At 32.9% G+C, this 22,964-nt stretch carries 14 protein-coding genes; 5 read left to right on the top strand and 9 right to left on the bottom strand.

The genetic code is table 11. The features are described 5' to 3' along the window. Nucleotides 1-724 precede the first annotated feature (724 nt). From ACFSSE_RS07460 to ACFSSE_RS07480, 5 genes are all read left to right on the top strand, one after another. A complete protein-coding gene (locus ACFSSE_RS07460) occupies nucleotides 725-2,215 on the top strand; it encodes a Fic family protein (protein WP_379043087.1) in 1,491 nt (496 codons plus the stop codon). 87 nt (nucleotides 2,216-2,302) lie between these two features. Further along, a complete protein-coding gene (locus ACFSSE_RS07465) occupies nucleotides 2,303-3,292 on the top strand; it encodes a glycosyl transferase family 4 (protein ID WP_379043090.1) in 990 nt (329 codons plus the stop codon). 84 nt (nucleotides 3,293-3,376) lie between these two features. Then, the gene (locus ACFSSE_RS07470) at nucleotides 3,377-5,299 is read left to right on the top strand and encodes a polysaccharide biosynthesis protein (protein WP_379043092.1); all 1,923 of its coding nucleotides are present in this window, start codon (nucleotides 3,377-3,379) and stop codon (nucleotides 5,297-5,299) included. A gap of 1 nt (nucleotide 5,300) precedes the next feature. Next, complete coding sequence (locus ACFSSE_RS07475) at nucleotides 5,301-6,905, top strand: gliding motility protein RemB (protein WP_379043095.1); 1,605 nt, start codon at nucleotides 5,301-5,303, stop codon at nucleotides 6,903-6,905. A gap of 8 nt (nucleotides 6,906-6,913) precedes the next feature. Further along, the gene (locus tag ACFSSE_RS07480) at nucleotides 6,914-8,188 is read left to right on the top strand and encodes a hypothetical protein (protein ID WP_379043098.1); all 1,275 of its coding nucleotides are present in this window, start codon (nucleotides 6,914-6,916) and stop codon (nucleotides 8,186-8,188) included. On the opposite strand, the gene dxs is transcribed toward ACFSSE_RS07480, so the two are convergent. From dxs to sov, 9 genes are all read right to left on the bottom strand, one after another. Continuing rightward, a complete protein-coding gene (gene dxs, locus ACFSSE_RS07485; RefSeq protein WP_379043101.1) occupies nucleotides 8,169-10,100 on the bottom strand; it encodes a 1-deoxy-D-xylulose-5-phosphate synthase in 1,932 nt (643 codons plus the stop codon). The two genes, ACFSSE_RS07480 and dxs, sit on opposite strands and share 20 nt — an antisense overlap. 128 nt (nucleotides 10,101-10,228) lie before the next feature. Then, complete coding sequence (locus ACFSSE_RS07490; protein ID WP_379043104.1) at nucleotides 10,229-10,417, bottom strand: PLDc N-terminal domain-containing protein; 189 nt, start codon at nucleotides 10,415-10,417, stop codon at nucleotides 10,229-10,231. Between the two features lie 40 nt (nucleotides 10,418-10,457). Then, nucleotides 10,458-12,218, bottom strand: coding sequence for an ABC transporter ATP-binding protein (locus tag ACFSSE_RS07495; protein ID WP_379043107.1), 1,761 nt, complete (start codon nucleotides 12,216-12,218; stop codon nucleotides 10,458-10,460). 77 nt (nucleotides 12,219-12,295) lie between these two features. After that, nucleotides 12,296-12,859 (bottom strand): ribosome recycling factor, encoded by a 564-nt coding sequence (gene frr, locus ACFSSE_RS07500; RefSeq protein ID WP_379043110.1) that lies wholly within the window; start codon nucleotides 12,857-12,859, stop codon nucleotides 12,296-12,298. 23 nt (nucleotides 12,860-12,882) lie between these two features. Next, on the bottom strand, nucleotides 12,883-13,587 hold the full coding sequence (gene pyrH, locus ACFSSE_RS07505; protein ID WP_379043113.1) for a UMP kinase: 705 nt from the start codon (nucleotides 13,585-13,587) through the stop codon (nucleotides 12,883-12,885). A gap of 290 nt (nucleotides 13,588-13,877) precedes the next feature. Further along, nucleotides 13,878-14,246, bottom strand: coding sequence for a PDDEXK nuclease domain-containing protein (locus tag ACFSSE_RS07510; protein WP_379043116.1), 369 nt, complete (start codon nucleotides 14,244-14,246; stop codon nucleotides 13,878-13,880). A 2-nt stretch (nucleotides 14,247-14,248) separates the two neighbouring features. Further along, nucleotides 14,249-14,890, bottom strand: coding sequence for a DUF1016 N-terminal domain-containing protein (locus ACFSSE_RS07515; RefSeq protein WP_379043119.1), 642 nt, complete (start codon nucleotides 14,888-14,890; stop codon nucleotides 14,249-14,251). Nucleotides 14,891-14,996: 106 nt separating this feature from the next. Then, a complete protein-coding gene (locus tag ACFSSE_RS07520) occupies nucleotides 14,997-15,887 on the bottom strand; it encodes a DUF72 domain-containing protein (protein ID WP_379043122.1) in 891 nt (296 codons plus the stop codon). Nucleotides 15,888-15,891: 4 nt separating this feature from the next. Beyond that, nucleotides 15,892-22,941, bottom strand: coding sequence for a T9SS outer membrane translocon Sov/SprA (gene sov, locus ACFSSE_RS07525; RefSeq protein ID WP_379043125.1), 7,050 nt, complete (start codon nucleotides 22,939-22,941; stop codon nucleotides 15,892-15,894). Nucleotides 22,942-22,964 lie beyond the last annotated feature (23 nt).

Raw genomic sequence — 22,964 nt, forward strand, 5'->3', positions numbered from 1 at the left:
TTTTATAATCACCTATTAATTAGGTTGCTAAAAGCAGAGCCGTTTTGTCCTGCTGAGCGGAGTCGAAGCATAAAGCCCATCGCACCCCTTCGACTCCGTTCAGGGTGACATCCACTTGTAATGGTGGTAAATTATGAGTTTCAACTCCATTTCATACTGATTTGTATGAATTATATTAGACCTCGATATGACTATCACTCCGTTAACATTGGTGTTTTTCATGACTATCTATTAATTAAATTATTAAACCCAGATCCGTTTGTCCTGCTGAGCGGAGTCGAAGCATTAAGCCCATCGCACCCCTTCGACTCCGTTCAGGGTGACATCCACTTGTAATGGTGGTAAATTATGAGTTTCAACTCCATTTCATACTGATTTGTATGAATTATATTAGACCTCGATATGACTATCGACTCCGTTAACATTGGTGTTTTTCATGACTATATATTAATTAAATTATTAAACCCAGATCCGTTTGTCCTGCTGAGCAGAGTCGAAGCATAAGGTCCCTTCGCTCCCCTTCGACTCCGTTCAGGGTGACATCTTCACCGCTCAATGCGAGATTTCACACACTATTAAAGACTTTTTTTGAGTTATTTGTTAAACTGACTTTTCCAAATATTAGCCCTCTGCCATGTCTAGCGGAGGCGAGGCGTCATCTAACAAAAATTTACTTTTCAACAATCTTTAAATCTTGTTACCTTTATCAAATCAATAAAATAGTGTGATAAACAAAGAGCAATTAATAGTTTTATTAAACGATTTAGAATCTGATAGGGTAGAACGTACCGTAACAATTAGTAATACTGATAAATTTTCTATTGCTGTTTGTGCTTTTGCAAATGATTTACCTCATCATCAAAAACCAGGCTATCTATTAATTGGTGTAAATGATGATGGAACGCTCTCTGGTTTAAAAGTTAGCGATGAATTGCTTAAAAATTTAGGCGGTTTAAGGTCTGATGGTTTAATCCTTCCACAGCCACAAATCAACATTGCTCACTTTTCTTTTGAAGATGGAGAAGTTGCGGTTGTAGAAGTTTTACCTTCTATGTTTCCTCCTATAAGATACAAAGGAACAATTTGGGTTAGGATAGGACCAAGAAAAGCCACTGCGAATGAAGCGGAAGAACGAATGTTAATAGAGAAACGAATTTCTTCTGCAACAACCTTTGATTCTCGCCCCTGTTTAGAGGCTACCATTTCTGATTTAAACTTGAATGCTTTCCTTAATTATTATTTACCTAGGGCAATCTCGTATGATGATTTACAAAATGACACAAGAAGTGTTGAGGAAAAATTAGCTTCCTTACGCTTTTTTGATCTCAGATTTAATTGTCCTACCCATGCTGGTATATTAATGTTTGGGAAAAATCCCGAATACTTTATGTTTGGGGCATATATACAATATGTACAATTCAAAGGAACTACACTTGCTGCCGAAATTAGCAATGAACATAAATTTTCAGGAAATTTATATGATTTACTTACCAAACTAGATACATTTATTGAAACTTCATTTATTAGAAAACAACCTATACCTATAAGCGCTTTACGAGAAGAAACAGCAAAAAATTATGCCGAATGGGCAATAAGAGAGCTGTTGATGAATGCCGTTATGCACCGAGATTATGAAGCCCATACACCTATTCGTTTTTATGAATTCAATCATCAGATAGAATTAATGAATGCGGGGGGGCTTTACGGAAACGCCAGACCAGAGAATTTTCCTAATGTGAACGATTACAGAAACCCAATTATAGCGGAAGCTATGAAGGTGTTGGGGTATGTAAATAGGTTTAGTAGAGGGGTTACTAGAGTTAAAGAAGAGCTTATATTAAATGGAAATGGAACAGCTCATTTTAATTTTTCAAAAATCACTGTATTTGAGGTTATTATACCCATTTCTAGAAATTATTTAGCTTTCACCGACCCAGTCACCGACCCAGTCACCGACCCAGTCACCGACCCAGTCACCGACCCAGTCACCGACCCAGTTATACAGCTCTTAAACCTATTAATTAAAGAAGAATTATCTTCTGGAGAAATGCGCTCTAGATTAGGAATTAAGCATCGTCAAACCTTTAGGGATAACTATATTCACCCCGCTTTAGAAAATGGTTTAATTACACAAACTTTGCCTGATAAACCCAATAGCCGACTGCAAAAATATAAATTAACAGACCGGGGGAGAAAATATTTAAGTTTGAAATAATTTAAATAGGTTCGTAAAATGTGTACCTTCTTAAAGTTAATGGTATTAAAAATTCTTATAAGTTCTATCTAACATAAATTCAATTCTATGGTTTTAATTTTCTCTATATCTATACTCCTATTCTTATTTTTAGAGATTCTCTATTTCAAAATTGCAAACCATTTCAACATCATTGATAAACCAAATCAGAGAAGCTCTCATACTCAAATTACATTAAGAGGTGGAGCCATCATTTTTCCAATTGCGCTAATCATAGGCATCCTTTTTTTTCAACCCAATCAATATTATTTAGCGATTGCTGTTTTTGCCATAGCAACGATTAGCTTTTTGGACGATATCATTACATTGAATAATAAGTTGAGGATAGGAGTTCATTTATTATCCGTGTTGCTTATATTATTTCAAGTTTTTATCAATCAAGAAATACCAATTTTATCCTTATTCAATCTTGTTTCCTGTCTCTTAATTCTTGTCTCTATAGTTCTCATCATCGGGATCATCAACGCTTATAATTTTATGGACGGCATTAATGGAATTACCGTACTTTATTCTATAGTGAGTTTAATTAGTATTTGGATGGTTCAAATAAGTTTAGGCTTCAATTTACTGCAAAATGAAATATGGATAGTTTTATTAGCGGCACTTATAGTATTCGGCTTTTTTAACCTTCGTAAAAAAGCGAAAACATTTGCAGGCGACGTTGGTAGTATAAGTATAGCCTTAATTATCTGTTACTTAATAATCATGCTAATGGTTAAAACAAATGATTTAAAATGGCTTCTATTATTGGGTGTTTATGGCCTAGATGCAGTAGCTACTATTTTTTGCCGGATAATTAGAAAAGAAAATATATTTGATGCTCATCGTTCCCACTTTTACCAATATTTAGCAAATGATCTAAAAATTAATCATGTTTTAATTGCTAGTGGATATGCAATTACACAAGCAGTTTTAAATCTGATGATTATATTTTATTCCGATGCTTGGAGTTATACTTCGTTCTTATTGATCATCATCGTTTATATCATTACTCGCCTAAATTTTGAAGGGAAAAATCGTTTATTTAAATCATACTGATTTTTAAAGGCCAATCAAAACAGATTTGTTACATACAAACAAAACTATATGTTATATTTGTGGATTGTAACAAATTAGACTCCTATGTTTAAAAAAATAAACATTGTACCCAGATGGTTAATTTTTTGTATTGATTTAATTTTCTGTGGTTTTGCACTACTACTATCCTATCTTTTAAGGTATAATTTTGAAGCTTCTGCTATTGATTTTAATGAATTAAGTAGAAATACACTAATTTTCATGGGTATTAATTGCATTGTTTTTTTTAATGTAAAAACTTATGCAGGTATTGTTAGATACACCAGTGCACAAGATTCATTTCGTATTTTATTCAGCATTTCTGTAAGTAATGCTTTCTTTATTCTAGCAAACCTTTTTCTTTTATCTTTTGATAAGCCACAAATTATCCCAAATGTGGTGGTTATTATTACTGGCTTATCCAGCTTCGTTTTACTCATCACGTACAGGGTATTGGTAAAATATTTCTTTATGTATATCAAAAACATGAAGCTAGATAAACGCAGAGTGATTATATACGGCGTGGGCGAAACTGGAGTAGCAATTAAAAGAACTTTAGATTCAGATCCAAGTGTGAATATGAGTGTGGTTGCTTTTGTGGATGATGATGTAAGGAAAAAAGGAAAAGTTGTAGATAGCGTTAAAATTTTTCATACAGATGAACTACAGCGTATCATTGAAATAGAAAATATTGATGACTTGATATTTAGTTCGCAAAACTTAACTAGCGCTAGAAAAAATAGAGCTGTTGATATTTGTTTGGATAATAATGTTAAAGTTTTAAATGTACCCCCATTAAATACTTGGGTAAATGGTACGTTTAGTCCTACCCAAATAAAAACCCTTAAAATTGAGGATTTATTAGAAAGGAAAACGATAGTAATTGAAGAAGATGTTTTAGAGCAACAAATTAAAGGTAAAAGAGTTTTAGTTACAGGAGCTGCGGGTTCTATTGGTAGTGAAATTGTTAGACAATTGATTAAGTTTAAACCCCAATTAATTGTTTTAAATGATATGGCTGAAAGCGCATTACACGAACTACAGTTAGAGCTACAAGATAATAATATTTCTCAAAATTTTATTGCTTTTATTGGCGATGTTAGGAACAGAACAAGGATGGAGTTTATGTTTGAAACATTTAAACCTCATTATGTATATCATGCCGCAGCTTACAAGCATGTTCCTATGATGGAAAACAATCCATCAGAAGCCATTTGCACAAATGTTGGGGGCACTAAATTAATAGCCGATTTATCTGTTAAATATAAAGTAGATAAATTTGTTATGGTATCTACTGATAAAGCGGTAAACCCTACTAATGTGATGGGTGCATCAAAAAGAATTGCCGAAATTTATGTACAGTCTTTCTATAATTATATTGAAAAACAAAATGTTTTGGCAAAAAACGGAGCCGTTATTAAAACCAAATTTATAACCACCAGATTTGGTAATGTATTAGGTTCTAACGGATCGGTAATTCCTAGATTTAAAGAACAAATTCAAAAAGGTGGCCCAATCACCGTAACGCATCCAGATATTACAAGGTACTTTATGACTATCCCAGAAGCTTGCCGCTTAGTATTAGAAGCTGGTTCTATGGGTAATGGCGGCGAGATTTATATTTTTGACATGGGGCAATCAGTTAAAATTGTTGAATTGGCAAAAAAGATGATTCGTTTATCGGGCTTAATCCCAAATCAGGATATTAAAATTGAATTTACTGGTCTAAGACCAGGTGAAAAGCTCTACGAAGAACTATTAAATGATTTAGAAAACAACCTCCCAACTCACCACGAAAAAATTATGGTAGCCAAAGTAATGGTATATGATTATGAGGATGTTAAACGTAAAGTGGACACCTTAATTGATACGGCTTGTTATTACAATGATAAAGAAGTTGTAAGGCAAATGAAGGCAATAGTACCTGAATATAAAAGTAATAATTCTATTTACGAAGAATTAGATAAGCAAGAGCCATTAGCAGTATAAAATGAAGAGATACCTACTTTTAACCATAAGTTTTTTTATGGTATATCATGCTAAAGCGCAAACTCCTAATCAATATCAGCCATTTTCATACGATTTTTATCAGAAGCTAAATTCAAAAGTTTACGATAAAAACACAAGCTTTCATAGCGCTATAAAACCTTATTTTGCGGACCACGAAGTTTTAAAAACCACAATTGATTCTTTTAATAACTATGGATTAGATACATTAAAAAGAAGCTGGGTACATCGTAAGGCGTTAAAAGAACATTTAATTCAAGTCCAAAAATCAGAATTTACCTTTTATGCCGATTACCTTCCTGATTTAGTGTTAGGCTATGATCAAGAATCTGGCAATAATATTTGGTTAAACACTAGAGGCTTTCAGGCTGGTTTAACAGTGGGCAATAAATTTTCTTTTTACACTAGTGGTTACGAAAATCAAGGTGTTTTCCCTAAATACATTACCAATTTTATCGACGATAATAAGGTTATACCAGGCCAAGTTGGCGGTAAATTAGGGAATTTAGAAAAAGACTGGGCTTACTCAACAGCCCTTTTGTCCTACACTCCTAATAAATACCTAAATTTCACATTAGCATACGATAAAAACTTTATTGGAGATGGATACCGATCGATGTTATTATCTGATGTGTCGGCAAATTATTCATTCTTTAAGGTTAAAGCAAGTTTAGGAGCCGTACAATACCAAACTGTTTTTGCTTATATGTTAGACCCTGGTGCGCCAAGATTAACAACAGATAGAAGGTTGGGAGATAGAGGGAAATGGGGCGCATTTCATTATTTAGATTGGAATGTGAATCATAGGTTATCACTAGGTTTTTTCCAAGCAATAACATGGTCTGATGCTGAAGTGGAAGGAAAGCGTGGATTTGACTTTAATTTCGTACATCCATTTGTTTTTTTAAGACCCATTGAGAGTGCTAACTCTACCTCTCCAGATAAAATGAGATTAGGATTAAACGCTAAGTATGAAGTTTTAAAACACACAACTTTATATGGCCAGTTTATGATTGATGAATTTACTGCTAAAGAATTTTTTGCAGGTAATGGCTACTGGGCAAATAAATGGGCTTTACAATTAGGATTTAGAGGCGCTCAACTGTTTGGTATAAAGAATTTAAACTACTTAGGTGAATTTAACACCGCCCGTCCTTACACCTATGCCCATTTTGATAGGGTATCAAATTATGCACAATACAACCAACCACTTGCACATCCATTTGGCGCAAATTTTAGAGAGTTTTTAGGTCTCTTAAACTATAATTATAAAAGGTTTGATTTTAGTGGACAATTATTGTATGCTCACTATGGATTAGACCCTACTGGAGAAAATTTTGGAAAGAATATTTTCTTGTCTTATAATAGTAGATCTTTAGATTATAATAGTAAAGTTGGTAATGGTATTAAAACCGATTTATATTTTGCAAAGTCAAAAATTTCTTATTTGATTAATCCTAAATACAATTTAAGGTTAGAGGCAAGTGCCATTTTGCGTAATGAAAAGAACATCAAAATGAATTCTAAAACCAATATCATTATGTTTGGATTAAGAAGTTCGTTCAGGAATTTTTATGATGATTTTTAGTTGTTACCATGACAATTATTAAAAAACAAATAGTTTTAATTCTTCCATATTTAAATGTCAATACCACATCAGCAGAAAGATTTAAAAGTTTTATTAGAGCCTTCGAATTAAATAACAGCCTTAATACTAATGTAATAACTTTTGATTATGGTATAAAAAAAAGTTATTTCCTTGGTTTAGAAACTACCCCCGCCGACTCATTTAGTCCTAAAAATTATCAAATCATAAAAGTTAAATTAAATTTAATTCAAAGTTTAGGAGTCAGATTTTTGAATAATGATTTTAAGAAATTATGGCGCATTTTTCAACTTTTGCACCTCATTATCTATCAAAAAGATATTTTTTACCCAAATTTTTCTTTAAATGATTTGAATATTGAGCTAAAAAATAATGACTATATTTTTACTTCAGGTAGTCATTTTAGTTTATTTGAAATTGCTGAAAATCTATCTAAAAAATTTGGCTTGAAACTAATTTTAGATTACAGAGACCCTTGGACTTTAGGATATAACCCTATAGATGGTTTATCAGTTATTCATTATTTGAAAATTTTAATTAGCAGGAAAAAAGAAATTAAATTATTAAATAGCGCATTTCTTATAACAACTGTATCCGAATCTTTGAAAAGTTTTTTTCCATTGCACTATCAGTCTAAAATTAAAATCTTCGCAAACGGAAGCAATTTCTTAATAGAGGAGGTTGAAAAACAAACTCAAACAAAAACATTCCAGATTGTTTATGCGGGAACTATTTATAGAGAACAATTACAGGATGAAACTTTTTTTGAGTCTTTACAAGGTTTTGTCGTAAACAAAAAAACAGAGAATATAAAATTAAAATTTTTAGGAGTTGGGGACAATAAAAGTTTAAAAAAGCTAATCAAAAAGTATAACCTAAAAAACATTACATCATATACTCATCGTCTTAAAAGGGATGAATTTCTATTGCAAATGAATAATACTTCCATATTTTTACACTTGAAATATGGAAATAAAAAAGATGTCATCAGTTCAAAACAAGCAGAATACTTGATGTTTAATCGTCCTATTTTACTTCCTGTTTCTGATAATGGAGATATAGCGGAAAGTATTTTAAAAAATAAAGCTGGTTTCGTGTGCAATAATCAATCTGAGGTATTAAAAGCATTAGAAAGCATTTGGACAAAATTTAAAAACCAAGAAAATTTATATCTTAATAGAATTGAGACTTATAATTTTAATATTTCTAGAGAAAAAATAGCTAAAGACTTTGTGAATATGGTTCTTAACCCACCAAACTCTTAACAGGCCTAGCTACCACTAAAGCTTTAACCGCATTTATAATACTCACTTTGTCATAACCGCATTCCTCCCAAAGTTCTTGCTGCTCACCATGCTCAATTACGTCATCTGGCATACCTAAACGTTTTATCTGACCTTTGTATTGGTTGTCAGCAGCAAATTCAAGTATAGCGCTTCCAAAGCCTCCTTGTATACATCCGTCTTCTATGGTAATGATTTGATCATATTTAGCGAAAATTGATAATAACATATTCTGATCTAATGGTTTCGCAAAACGCATATCAAAATGGGCTGGGTGGTAACCATCTGCATTTAACTCTTGACAAGCTTTTACAGCTTCGTTTCCAATATGGCCTAATGTTAATATTGCAATGTCTTCTCCGTCACAAATTTTACGTCCTTGTCCTACTTCTATTTCTGCAAAAGGACGTTGCCAATCTACCATTACACCTTTGCCTCTTGGGTAACGGATAGAGAAAGGTCCTCCATGATTCTTTAATTGCGCAGTGTACATTAAGTTTCTTAGCTCTTCTTCATTCATAGGAGCAGAAACAATCATATTTGGAATGCATCTAAAAAATGCAATATCATAAGCTCCGTGGTGTGTAGGCCCATCTGCTCCAGCAATACCTGCTCTATCTAAGCAAAAAACTACTGGTAACTTTTGAATGGCAGCATCATGCACCACCTGATCAAAAGCTCTTTGCATAAAGCTTGAATAAATATTGCAAAATGGAATTAAACCTTGTGAAGCTAAACCAGCGGAAAAAGTAACGGCATGTTGTTCTGCTATTCCAACATCAAAAGCTCGGTTAGGCATGGCTTTCATCATAATATTTAGAGAACAACCTGATGGCATAGCCGGTGTTACTCCCATAATTTTATCATTCATTTTGGCAAGCTCTACCAAGGTATGTCCAAAAACATCTTGATATTTTGGTGCTTGTGGTTTATCAGAATAACTTTTCTTAATTTCTCCGGTAATTTTATCAAACAAACCTGGTGCATGCCATTTAGTTTGGTCTTTTTCTGCCAAAGCATAACCTTTACCTTTTACGGTAACGCAATGCAATAATTTTGGACCTGGTATATGTTTTAAATCTTCTAAAACCTTCACTAAATGGTTTATATCATGACCATCAATAGGCCCAAAATACCTGAACTTTAAAGATTCGAAAAGGTTACTTTTTTTTAGAATAGTACCTTTAATACTTTTTTCTATCTTTTTAACAATCTCATGCGCATTAGGTCCCAGTTCCGATATTTTCATCAAAACAGATGAAACATCATCTCTAAACCTATTGTAGCCTTTACTTGTACTAATATCTGTTAAATATTCTTTTAAAGCCCCCACATTTGGGTCTATAGACATGCAATTATCATTAAGAATAACCAAAAGATTTGAATTCTCAATTCCAGCATGATTTAAAGCCTCAAAAGCCATTCCGGCAGTCATAGAGCCATCACCAATTACAGCTACATGTTGTCTATCTGTTTCGCCTTTGTACTGAGAAGCAACTGCCATACCCAAAGCAGCAGATATGGAGGTTGATGAATGACCTACTCCAAAAGTATCATATTCACTTTCAGAACGTTTAGGAAAACCACTAATTCCTTTATAAATTCTATTGGTATGAAAAACATCTCTACGCCCGGTTAAGATTTTGTGCCCATAAGCTTGGTGACCTACATCCCAAACCAATTGATCATAAGGTGTATTTAAAACATAATGTAAGGCAACAGTAAGTTCAACAACACCCAAATTTGCAGCAAAATGACCTCCATTTACAGAAACCACATCAATTATATATTGTCTTAACTCATTACAAACCTCTTCTAATCTATTACTATCCAGCTTTCTTAAGTCTGAAGGATAATTGATTTTAGATAATAGCTCGCCCGCCTGTACTTCCATTTTAAATAAGGATGTTTTAATCTACAAAGTAATAAATTCTTTATTAATAATTACGACAAATATCTTTAAATAATGTTTGATTTTATAGTTAAGATAAACGAAGTTTTGATGGAAAAGAATTTGAATTTTTATAATTGTTTGGATTTTCCGAAGAAAAAGTAAATGATTGCACCTAATAAAGGCAATAAAATAATGGTAGCAATCCACATTAATTTTTTTGAGTTATCTAATAAAGAGTTCTCAAAAACATCTTTAATGGTTAATACACTTACAACTAATGGGAAAAAGAAAAGTCCCATTAACACAAATTGACTCATACTTTACTGACGTAGATTATTGATTTCAAATTTACAAAAATTAATTTACTACTTCTTGCTGAAAGCGTTCGCCAATTTGCTGACGCCACATGGCAAAGTACAAACCTTTTTCTTCTAATAGTTCTTGATGCTTCCCTTGTTCAACAATATTTCCTTTTTCTAATACAAAAATCCTATCTGCATGCATAATGGTTGATAAACGGTGAGCAATTAAAATGGTAATCCTATCAGATTGATCAGAAACATTACGTATGGTTTCTGTAATTTCTTCTTCGGTAATTGAATCCAATGCAGATGTAGCTTCATCAAACACTAAAATATTAGGTTTTCTTAATAACGAACGAGCGATTGACAACCTTTGCTTTTCGCCACCAGAAACTTTAACTCCTCCCTCTCCTATTACTGTATCTAATCCGTGTGAAGCTCTTGTCAATAAACTATCGCAAGCTGCTCTTCTCAACACTTCCATACATTCTTCATCTGTGGCATTTGGACGAACAAATAATAAATTCTCTCTTATACTGCCAGAAAAAAGCTGCGTATCTTGCGTTACAAAACCTATTCTTTCTCTTAAATCGTCTAAATCAATAGCTAAGCTATCTACTCCATTATATTTAATTTTACCAAAAATAGGTGCATATAAACCAACCAAAAGTTTTACCAAAGTAGTTTTACCCGAACCAGATGGGCCAACAAAAGCAATAGTTTCGCCATGTTTAACTTTAAAATTTACTTGATGAAGTGCGTTTCTGTTTGCTGTTAAATGCTTAAAGCTTACATCATCAAAAACTAATTCTTTAATTATTCCGGTAGCTACCGGGTTTGTAGGTTTTACTTCAATAGGTGTGCTTAAAATTCGTTGGAAATTATTTAATGAAGCTTCCGCTTCACGATAAGTTAAAATAATGTTTCCAAATTCTTGTAATGGTCCAAATAAAAAGAAAGAGTAAAACAAAAAAGTAAAATATTGTCCTGCAGAAATATCGTTCTGGAATATCAGTAACAATAAAATAACCACCATGCTACTACGCACTAAATTTACTGTAGTACCTTGTAAAAAGCTCATACTTCTTACATATTTTACCTTTTTAAGTTCTAAATCTAAAATTTTATAGGTGGTATTGTTTAGTCTTTTAATTTCCTGATTGGCCAATCCTAAACTTTTAACCAGTTCAATATTACGTAAAGACTCTGTGGTTGAACCTGCTAAAGAAGTAGTTTCTTTAACTATTTTCTTTTGGATAACTTTAATTTTTTTGCTTAAAAACCAACTTACAATGAATATTAATGGGATAGAAGCAAAATAAACTAGGGTAACTTTGTAACTCACTGTAAGTGAATAAGTAATTACAAAAATCATCCCTACTAAACTTGTAAATATAATATTGATGAATGAGAGGATAAACTTTTCAGAGTCTGTACGTACTTTTTGTAAAATGCCTAAAGTTTCGCCACTGCGTTGGTCTTCAAATGTTTGGTAAGGTAATTTTAAAGAATGTTCTAAACCATCTGCATACATTTTAGCCCCTAATTTTTGAGTAATGATGTTTGCAAAATAATCTTGAAAGTTTTTAGCTATCCTTGATACCATAGCCGCACCAACAGCTAAGCCAATTAACTTTAAAACACCGTTGGTGAATTCTTGTTCGCTAAGTTGATCTTTCTTTTCAATAAATTCATCAACAATTCTACCTGTAATATGCGGATCTATTAAAGAAAAACACTGATTTATAGCGGCAAACAATAAAGCCAAACCAATTAAGCCTTTATAGTTTTGTAAATATCTTTTTAAAATTTTCATTTTTTTAAATAATGCGCAAAAATACAAAAGGGAATAAGCTAAATGCTTATTCCCTTTTTATGTGACGCTTAAATGAATTAAACAGTCATTACGTCTTTTTCTTTAATTTCTACTAATTGATCAACTTTGATAATGTAAGCATCGGTTAATTTCTGAACTTCTGCTTCGCCTACTTTAATTTCGTCTTCAGAAGCGCCATCATTTTTCAACTTTTTGATGCCCTCATTTGTGTTTTTTCTGATACTTCTGATGGCAATTCTTCCTGATTCTGCTTCTTCCTTAACCTTTTTTACCAAATCTCTTCTGCGCTCTTCTGTTAATGGCGGTACATTTAAACGAACAACAATACCATCATTTTGCGGATTTAAACCAATGTTAGCTTCCATAATTGCTTTTTCAATTGGGCTTATCATTGCTTTTTCCCATGGTTGTACAACTATGGTTCTCGCATCTGGCGTATTTACGTTTGCTACTTGAGCCAATGGTGTTGGTGCGCCGTAATAATCAACTACAATACCATCCAACATAGCCGGACTTGCTTTGCCAGCTCTAATTTTTAAAAACTCTGAATCAGTATGAGCTATCGCTTTATCCATAGATACTTTAGCATCTTCTAGTTCCATTTTTATAAATTCGTTCATCTTATTCTGTTTTAATATTTTTACTATTTAACCAAAGTTCCAATAGCTTCGCCTTCCATTAATTTCATTAAATTACCTTCTTTGTTCATATCAAAAACAATAATTGGAAGGTTATTTTCGTCGCAAAGTGTAAATGCAGTCATATCCATTACGTTTAAGTCTCTGTCGTAAACTTCATCAAAACTTAAGGTATCAAATTTAGTAGCTGTTGGGTCTTTTTCAGGATCGGCAGTGTAAATACCATCTACTCTGGTGCCTTTTAAAACAACATCTGCCTTAATTTCTATTGCTCTTAATGCAGCAGCAGAGTCTGTTGTAAAATACGGATTACCCGTACCGGCACCAAAAATTACTACTCTGCCTTTTTCTAAATGTCTCATTGCTCTTCTGCGTACGTAAGGTTCGCAAATTTGCTCCATTTTAATTGCAGAAAGTAAGCGGGTATAAACTCCTAAAGTTTCTAAAGCATTTTGCAATGCCATAGAGTTTATTACTGTGGCAAGCATTCCCATATAATCGGCTTGTGCCCTATCCATACCAGATTTTTCGGCACTTAAACCTCTGAAAATATTACCTCCGCCAACTACAATTGCAACCTCTACTCCTAACAACTGAATTGCTTTTATTTGATGAGCATAAGCTAAAACTCTTGCGTTATCTATGCCGTAAGACTGCTCACCCATTAAAGACTCGCCACTTAATTTCAAAAGTATTCTCTTATATTTCATGTTTTCAGCTAAAAAATTTTGGGTTATACAAAATGCAACTGACTTTTCTTGTGGTATTAAAGATATAGTGACTGTTACATTTCATTTTGGGAAAGTTTGTCAAAAATATGAAAATTATTGTTTGTTGTTAAATAGAATGTGAAATTTTGATGAATAAGGATTTAAAAATCCTATCGTCTTAAATTAAAAAAATGTTTTCTTTAAAAGAATTATATAATATATTAAATATCAAAATCATTCTCAAGCAATCGAGTTCACAACAAATTTTTAAAAATATCTTCCATTTACTATTAATCGCTTAAAGCATTTTCAACCTCTTCTATTAATGTTTGCTTATTTGGTAAAATTGTAACATATTTTGATGCAAAAACATTGTTTTCAAATCCACCAAGGATGTATTCAGCTGTAATCTCATCTTTTTCTGTACAAAGAATTATTCCTATTGGTGGGTTATCGTCAATATCATTAACTTCAGTTTTATAATAATTTAAATAGGTATTTAACTGCCCACCGTCAGAAATATTAAGTTTAGTTGTTTTAAGTTCTATTAAAATATAACTCCGTAATATCTTATTGTAAAAAACCATATCAACATAGTAATGGGTATTATTTATGGTTATTCTTTGTTGTGAACCAACAAACATAAATCCTTTTCCCAACTCTAATAAAAAGACTCAATATGTTTTATAAGTTTCAATTCTAAATCTTTTTCTAACAAAGGTTTATTTTCAGGAATACCCAAAAATTCAAAAACATACGGATTCTTTAAAATGTCGTAAGCATTAACTAATTCTTGCCCCTTTTTGGCAAGTTCCAAAACTTTTTCTTTGTTTGCTTTTCCTTGGGATAGTAATAAACGTTCGTAAAGTGAACTGTCTATTTGCCGTTTTAATTCTCTTATTGACCAAGATGAGTTAATTGCCTCATTTTCGTAAAAACTTCGCTTTTCTTTATTCTCTAAAATTAAAAGTTCACAAATGTGAGTCCAAGAAAGGTGTCCAGTCAGCGACTGGACACTTTTGTATTCAAGAAATAACTTCCTCATATTGAATAGATTGGAACGAGAAAAACCTTTACCTATCTCATTTGCGAGCTGTTTAGAAAGATTTAATATGATTTGTCTTGATGTTTTATTATCAATATTGTTTTTCTCTTCGGTTTCAACAATTTCTTTCCCAATTTGCCAGTAAGTTAATATAAGTTCCTGATTAACTTTTTGATAGATGTTCTTTCTTGCACTAAGTACAATGTTCTTAATGCTTTCTAATAAACTACTATCTATAAGGTTTTGGCTCTCTTTCATATTTTAGAACAATAAGTCAATATAGGATATTTAGAAAATAACTAAACAACTATTTAAAAACCTGAAATCGCAAAATTATATTTAATCAATTAAAATTTAAACCAAACTAAAACAAAGTAGGATTTTCCGATGCCAACTTAGGGATAGTTAAATTAGTTCCAACCGCTTTATTCAATTTTTCAATAAAATAAGCTGATAAAAGTGGAGAGGCTAACTCTACATTTTGATGAACAAAAAAGTACAAATTCTGCAGACCAGACTTTTTCCACTCAGCAATTTTCTCCACCCATTCATCTAAACGTTGGTAATCGCTTTCGTGGTTGGCTCCAACATATCTTATAAATGCTGTTGAAGTAGTTAAAGCCATGTGAAGCATATCTCTTCTCCCTGCAGTATCAACAATTATATTGGTGATTTTATGCTTATTAAAAAGCTGATAAACTTTATCAAAAACTGCTTTATCGGCAAACCATTCCTCATTTCTTAACTCAATGCCTAACGGAATTCCTTTTGGAAACTCTTTTACAAAATTTTCTAACCTATCATAATCTTTAGGTTTAAAATTATCATGTAGCTGCAAAAACACCATCCCTAATTTCTCTTCAAAATTACTTATAGCATCACAGTATTGCAGCAATGGTTCATTAATATTAATTAACCTTCTATAGTGGCTTATGGTATTTGTAATTTTAGGAAGAAACTTAAAATGATGAGGCGTTTTATTTTTCCATTTTAGCACTTGTTGGTTGCTTGGCAAATTATAAAAAGTAGCATTAAGTTCAATAGAGTTAAATTGAGTGCCATAATATCGTAATTCGTCTTTTGTGCCTTTAGGATAAAAGCCTTTTAAATCTGCTTTATTCCAAATAGTACAACCTATGTAAGCTTCAAAAGATTCAGCTTTATTTATTCTGGCCCAAAGTTTTTCAGTTTCTGGTGCATCCGCAGGAAGCGTAAAGTCTATTTCTCCAGGATTTTCTACTTTACCAAATTCCATAATGTTACTGTATTGTAAACCTCAAATTAATGCCGAAATTGGTAAATGCAGTGACAAAAGTTTGCGATGTGTAAGGCTGTGTTACGTTAGAATCATAGTATAATCTGATGTTGAATCTTTGATTTAAAACATAATCTATACTTGGTCTAAAAGTGATATTTTTTGAACCCGCAGAAATTTCGGCATCTTCCACATCTGCTCGGTAAATTACAGTTTTGTTATCTCTAACGGCAACATCTAATTTAAAGTTTAAATCATTTTTAAGGTTAACGCTTTTAAATAATCCAAAAGGAAACCTAAAATCTGAAGTACGGTAACCAAAACCAATTACAAATGCTTGGTCTTTTTGAGATGCTAACTGACTATTGGCTAAACTTAAACTCATTGAACGCGATTTACGATATTCAACATTTGCCGTCATGTTATTTTTTAAACGCATATCTATACCTAAAAGTGGTACAAATTGTTCAAATAAAGTGATTTGAGAGAACTGGTAAAATGGCAAGAAATCACTTTGCGCATCTCTTACGCTCACTGCTCCTGCTGTTTCTGCATATCTAATTAAAGAGGTGTAACCGTTAACGTTATAGGTTGAACTGTAACTATGAGATAAATCAAAAGCAGAAAATATTTTATTGATTGCTTCCACTTTTACCAAGCCATTATATGTTAAACGCCAATTAGGCACAGGAATTTTGGGGAATTTAGATAAGCTAGTTGCACCTGCATCTTTGTTTCTATAAGCGGCAATAAAAGCTGGCACAACCACTTCTTGCGAATTTTTACCGTAACCATCTGCAAAACCATCGGTTATAGCACCTGTGCTGTTTGGGTTTTCACGAGCCAATCTTTGTGATATTATGTTTCTGTTAGCTAAAAACTGTTGAAAAACTACTGAGTTTCTGTCTGCACTATTGTCTTTAAAAGCACTTCCTAAAGATATCATGGTAACACTATAATCTCCCGTAGTAATTGGACTTAAACTTTCAAAACCTTGTGCCGAATTGTTAAACCTGAAATTTGTACTGAAGTTTTGACTGCTATTTTTAAAGGCTGTTAATTCAATTCTTAAATCTTTAATGGGTTCTATAGTTCCTCTTAAGTTTAATTTTTCGTTAAGGGTATTCACATACAACTGGTTTTGTAAGGTGTCTTGTGTAAGCCAGCCATTTTGCAATGCTGTAAACCTAATATCATTTTGAGAACCCAAAAGAAAACCTAAACCAGGTGCGCTAGCATTAAAATCGTAACCAAAAGCATCTGTTTGTGGAAGGTAGCCAGGTAAAAATGTACCATCGTTTTTAATGTAAGAGGCACTTAAATTTTTAACACTGGTTAATAAACTAAATACTGCTTTGCCAAAACCAGGTTCGGCATCTGGAGAATTTAAACGCCTGTAAATACCAAACTTATTGTACAACAAGTTCATATTTAAGGTTGGGTTTACTTGTACTGTTCTAGAATTTTGAATGTTATTACCAAAATCAATAGTAGGGTCGTTAAGCGTTAAAAGTGGCTCGGTAATCCAAGTAAATTGTGTTTGGTAACGTGTTAAAATACTGATAAAATCTAAGCCGGGTATTTTATTCAAAGGCACCGCGTAAGATAAATTAATGGTATGGTTGTAATTTGTGTTACGACCAAGTTTTCTGAGGTTTTGCCATAAGGTATCTCTTTTTAATCCAGTAATTCGTCCTTCTGGTTCATCAACAATTGATAAATTGGTGGCATTAAAATCTAATTTTAAAGATTTTGTTAAATCCCAACTTACACCGTATAACCTGTTAATTTGGAAATTTTTGTTAAAAGTTGTTTGTATAGGTACAAAATTATTTGGGTCGTTATCACGCAAAGTATTTTCAGAATATAGCCTGTTTAACTCAATTCTAAAGTTTAAAACTGATGGCAGTAAGCTAAAATTAAAATCTTTAATTAAACCTAAATATTTTGATTTAACGGCCTTAGCAAACGGGTTATAAAACTTAGCTGGGTTATTAAAATCATAAGCTAATGCACCACGGTAGGTTCTTTGTTCTGTGTTTTTATTGATAAAATCTCTGTGTCCATACTCTGTGTAAGCATAAGTTAGGCTCAGATTTTCTACATCCCAAAGGTGGTTTTTAGCATTAGGGTCTGTTTTAATTTTACGAACATTGGTAAAGTTGATGCTGCGGCGTTGCGTAAAATCTTGGGCATAATTTAAAATAGAATCCCGGGTTTGTGCTGAAACACTATTTAAAACATTTTTTAATTCAATATCCGGGTTTCGAGGATCAAACTGTGGCGTACTTAGTTGGCTAGAATAATTGACAAACATTGGTATTTTTAATCCAGACCTTTGAGGGAAAAATTTACCTAATTCTAAACTAGATGAAACGTCAAAAAAGCGATCGTCTGATCTGTTAACTTCACTTACTCTGTTTTCTAAAGAACCAAAACCAATGGTGCTTTTATTAGCTGCAATGGTAACGTCTCCAAAATCTGCAAGTTTTGCATTTAATCTTGCTGTTGCTGCCCAACCTCCACGTTCATCAAAGTCTGTAAGTCGTAACTCATTAAACCAAACTTCTACATTTTTTTCCAATCCATCATCGCCTACAGATGCGTTGGTATTTAATGGATTTCTTACACCCAACATCATTACCCTAAGCTTGCTTAAATCTGGCTGCCCCTTTATTGTAATCTTGTTTAATCCGTCAGAATATACATAAGGTACATTAATTGGCCAAGGTTGCCCTGTTGAAACATCATTATTTCTGGCTGTTTTTGCCAATTGAAATAACCTAAACTCTACGTTAATTCTATTTTCTACTGGCCAAATTAATTCCGGATCTCTTGCACCCTGATTGGTAATTTTTGTAGGAATTTCATACTCATAAAAATTGTCTTGATAATCTGTTCCTATTCTAATAAAAGTAGTAATGTCTCCATCTCTAAGCTGTTCCCCTTCTGCGTGAATGTACATTTGCAAACGTTTATAAGAACGTACATCATTTACAGTAGTTTTAAAGGCTGCCCTTGCATAACCGTCTCTTAAGTTTTTGACCACAATAGCTAAAGATTGTTCGTTTTGGCGAGTTTCTCCTCTAAAATTAGAAATGTCTTTTTCTGTTGGTATGCCAGGAGGAATGACATAGGGAATGGGTGTACGTGATCCGTTTTCATCTAAGTTTACAGTGGTAACATCAAGCGTTGAATTATCTAAACCTGGATTATTTAAAGCTGGATCTGTAAGTGCTTTTGCTGGCGAATTTTCTGCATTAAATCTTCTCCACTCTCCACGTACCAGTTGTAAACGGGCAAATCTCAATACAGTTGTATCAGCAAAATCCGTCATAAACATTCGCATAAACCTGATAGATTTAAAATCTTGAATGCCACCAACTCTGCTTTCAAACTGCGCAACAGGAATTTTTATTTGATACCAATTAACGGTAGATTTATTTCCATCAGCCAAATTTACAGTTGCAGTAACTTTATCTGTTACAAAACCATTTCCAACCACTAAATCTTGTGGCCTCATGCTTATTCTGTATTGGAAATATTCGTCAGATTTTGAGGAGTTATTGTCTCTATTTACATCCTCACCGTCAGGGAAAGAAGTAGATGCAGAATTTTCAATACCAGTTGCAGCTAATGATTGTTCTGGGGTTTTTGAGTTTCCTTCTGTACCGTTAAAGTTTTCGTATCTTTTTAATATACCGGCATTCTCAGCATCTAATTGGTTGCCTCTGTAATACACATAATCATCTGTAGAAGGGTCATTTCTGAACTGATTTGCAGCCTGCGGATTTAAAATTGTAGTTACTTGGTTAACAATTGCTTGATATTTTTCTTGTTCTGCAGTGCTGGTTAATCCATCTAAACCAACATCTTGTGCTACACGGGCACTGGGCTGGTTATCAAAAGCTTGTACCACTGGTTGTAATTTAGGTATGCGGCCCCAAACGGTTTCATCTGTTTTTGTTGGGTCGGCATCTGGTGGTAAGCCGTTTTCTAAACTTTTTCTGCCATCTTTTAAAATATCTTCAGAGATATTACCAATGTTAAAGTATAAATCTCCGCCTTGCGAATTTGGCTTATCAATAAACGGATCTAAAACCCAAAGTTCAATAAATTCGATATTTAAAGCTTCAAAATCGTTGGTTTCAATTTTACGTAAAATACCACCCCACCTGCTTCTTGGGTTATTTAGTGTTCCGTTTGGGTTTAAACCAGTTGTTGTGAAATTATACGGCCCTCTTAATGTTGGATAATAGGCTAAATTTAAAGTTGCTAAACTTAATAAACTACCTGTTGCTGTTTGTTTAAACGGAAAAACTTCTGTTTCTAAAACTTCTCTTACTTCATGTTTAGAAAGTTCTACTTTGTTGTTTCTGATATTATCTGGCGTAAAACTGTTAGACCTGCTGTAAAATATAGGGTCTATGTTAAAGAAAGCTAATTTTGCCCTGTTAAAACCATAAGATAAATCATTAGATAATTGCGATTCGGGAAATAATTGCGGTGTGCCTGATATTTGCCAAACTGAAGAGCTTTTTAAATCAATGATAGACCTAGTTCCTTCAAAATCGTCTAAATAACTTGTTCCGCCGGTATTTCCTGCAAAATCTAACGCTTTGGGGTGTCCTGGTTTAAAGCCTGCAAACTCGCCATTAAACGTAATTGACGATGTTTCTTTGGTTGATATAAAAGGAATTTTATCTACCAAACGAGTTAACAAACGACTATTTGTGCTGTAATTAACATCAAAACCGTAAATGGTATTTGAAATAGATTCTTCTCCAAAATTTATTTTTTGTGTTAGCGGTGTTTCTTTAAGGTTTAACAATGTAGCCCCTAAATTAAAGTTTTCGTTAACGCGGTAATCTAACCTGGTACCAAATAAAGATTTTTGTTGAATACCAAACAACTCATTACTCTCTAATTTAATTGTGATGGGTTGTCCAGAGTTTAGCAAAGCTTCATTTAAAATTTTAACTCTTCCGATATTATAATCAACAGTATAATCTGCACCTTCTGTTAACCTAAGTGTACCGGCAGTAACCACTACAGAACCCTCTGGTACATTTATAGCATTTAATTGAAACTCTGAACTTACTTGAGATTGGTAAGTACCTTGAATGATGTACCTATTTAAACCGGGGAAAAATTGCTGCGCTAATACTTTTGTAGAATCGTAAAGCGGTTGGTAAACATATTTATTAATTAAATCTTGTTCTGTAGTGGCATCAAATTGTGAGGCTAAATCTTTACCAAAAGGCTCTATTGTTGGAAAAATAATTCTGCCATTTTGTGCATCAATAGTTAATCCTTCTAAAAAATCGAAAAAACCATCGGGTTGTTTAGCTCGTTGCTGGTTTAACCTATCTAAATTTGTAACCTGTAACCACAGTTTTCCACTTAAATTTGCGCCCTCTTCTATTAAAGGTTTTTCTATACCGGCTTTATCATCTAATCTAAAAATATTTAACCTAAAATCGTTAGGGCTAATTTGGTATGCACCAATAGAATAGATGTTTTTCATCATCAAATCCCACAGTGGCAAATTTGTTTTGATGGTTTCATTTTTTAATAATTTGGTGTACAAAACTTGCGGATTATCTGGCAAAACTTGTACATCTGTAGAAAACTCTCCTACTTGATATTCTACACCGTTAACGGTATATCTGTATGCAACGGATAAAATTTCATCGGCGTTAAGCGAATTATTTAAAGAAATATAACCTAAAGCTGGATTTAAAGAATATTCTCTATTTGTTAATTTACGAGCATACGTTAACTTATTATAGTTATCTAACCTACCCGAGTTTTGGAAATAGGTATCAATCTCATTAGAATTTGTTTGCCTTGCTGCTGCGGGTATTTGTTGTAATAAATTATTTGATTGTTGCGGAAACCCCGGACCAGAAAAACCGGCTGGGAAAGGAGAAAATCCTGCTCCACCTTGAAACTGGGTAGTATTATAGGGTTGGTTTTCTCCTAAATCTAAAAACGCTAAAACATCTCTAGAATCTGTAGTGCTATTGCTTCTATTGGTTACCCAAACTTCGATATTTGTAATATTAATATTTGAGGCTATGATGGGTAAATTTGCTAAGGCCCTGTTGTAATTATTACGGAAATATTGTGCTAAAAAATAATGCTTATTGGCTTCGTAATTATCGGTACTTAACCTAAACTCGTTTTGTTGCGCACCGTTGGTAATCTTAATTTCTTTTGATTGCGATCTTTGTTGGGAATACATGGTAGTTACACCCAAACGACCAAATTGCAACTGCGTTTTTACCCCAAATAAAGCTTGGCTACCGCTTATTAAGGTGGTATTTAATGGGAAATTAACAATACCAGCTTCAATTTTTTTAATAATTTCATCTTTACCACCAGTGTATTCTATTTTTACTTGATTTTCAAAATCAAACTGCGCTTCTGTATTGTAATTGGTGCTAATCTTTAACTTTTCGCCAATGTTACCAATCAAATTCATTTGAATACGTTGGTCAAAATCAAAATTACCTTGCCTACGTTGTCGTTCGTTAAAAAGGGGGTTTTCGTTTCTATTAATCCGTCCAGAAAAAGTTAAATCTGCCGAACCACGAGGTTGAATATTGATGGTATTACCTCCAAATATTCGCTCAAAAGCTTTACTTTTTACCTTAACTTCTGGTATAAATCCCTCTTGCTCTTCCTGTGCACTACCTGTAGCAACTAAAGTTTTCCAGTAAGCATTAATAATATTTTTTTCTTCTAATTGTTGGTATTCTTTAAAAGTTAGGTATTGTGGTGTTTTAATTAATTTACCGCCTATGGTTTCTTTAACTAAATACTTTTTTGTTTTTGGATCATACTCTACAGTTTTTTTTATGCCTTGCGGGTTTTCCAAAAACAAATTGTTTTTACCAAAAAGTGGGGTGGTAAAATTATCTTTTACAGGATATTTAAGTCTTAATGAATCTGGAGTGGTGATTTTTTGAGCAACAGAAAACTTAGGCAAGCAAAATACAACACCTAAAAAAGCAAACAAGAAGATAAATCTGGTAAAATTAATTTTCAAGCGTTCTGATTTATTAGTTGTAA

The sequence above is a fragment of the Pedobacter alpinus genome (genome assembly GCF_042684645.1).
GTDB classification, from domain to species: Bacteria; Bacteroidota; Bacteroidia; order Sphingobacteriales; family Sphingobacteriaceae; genus Pseudopedobacter; species Pseudopedobacter alpinus.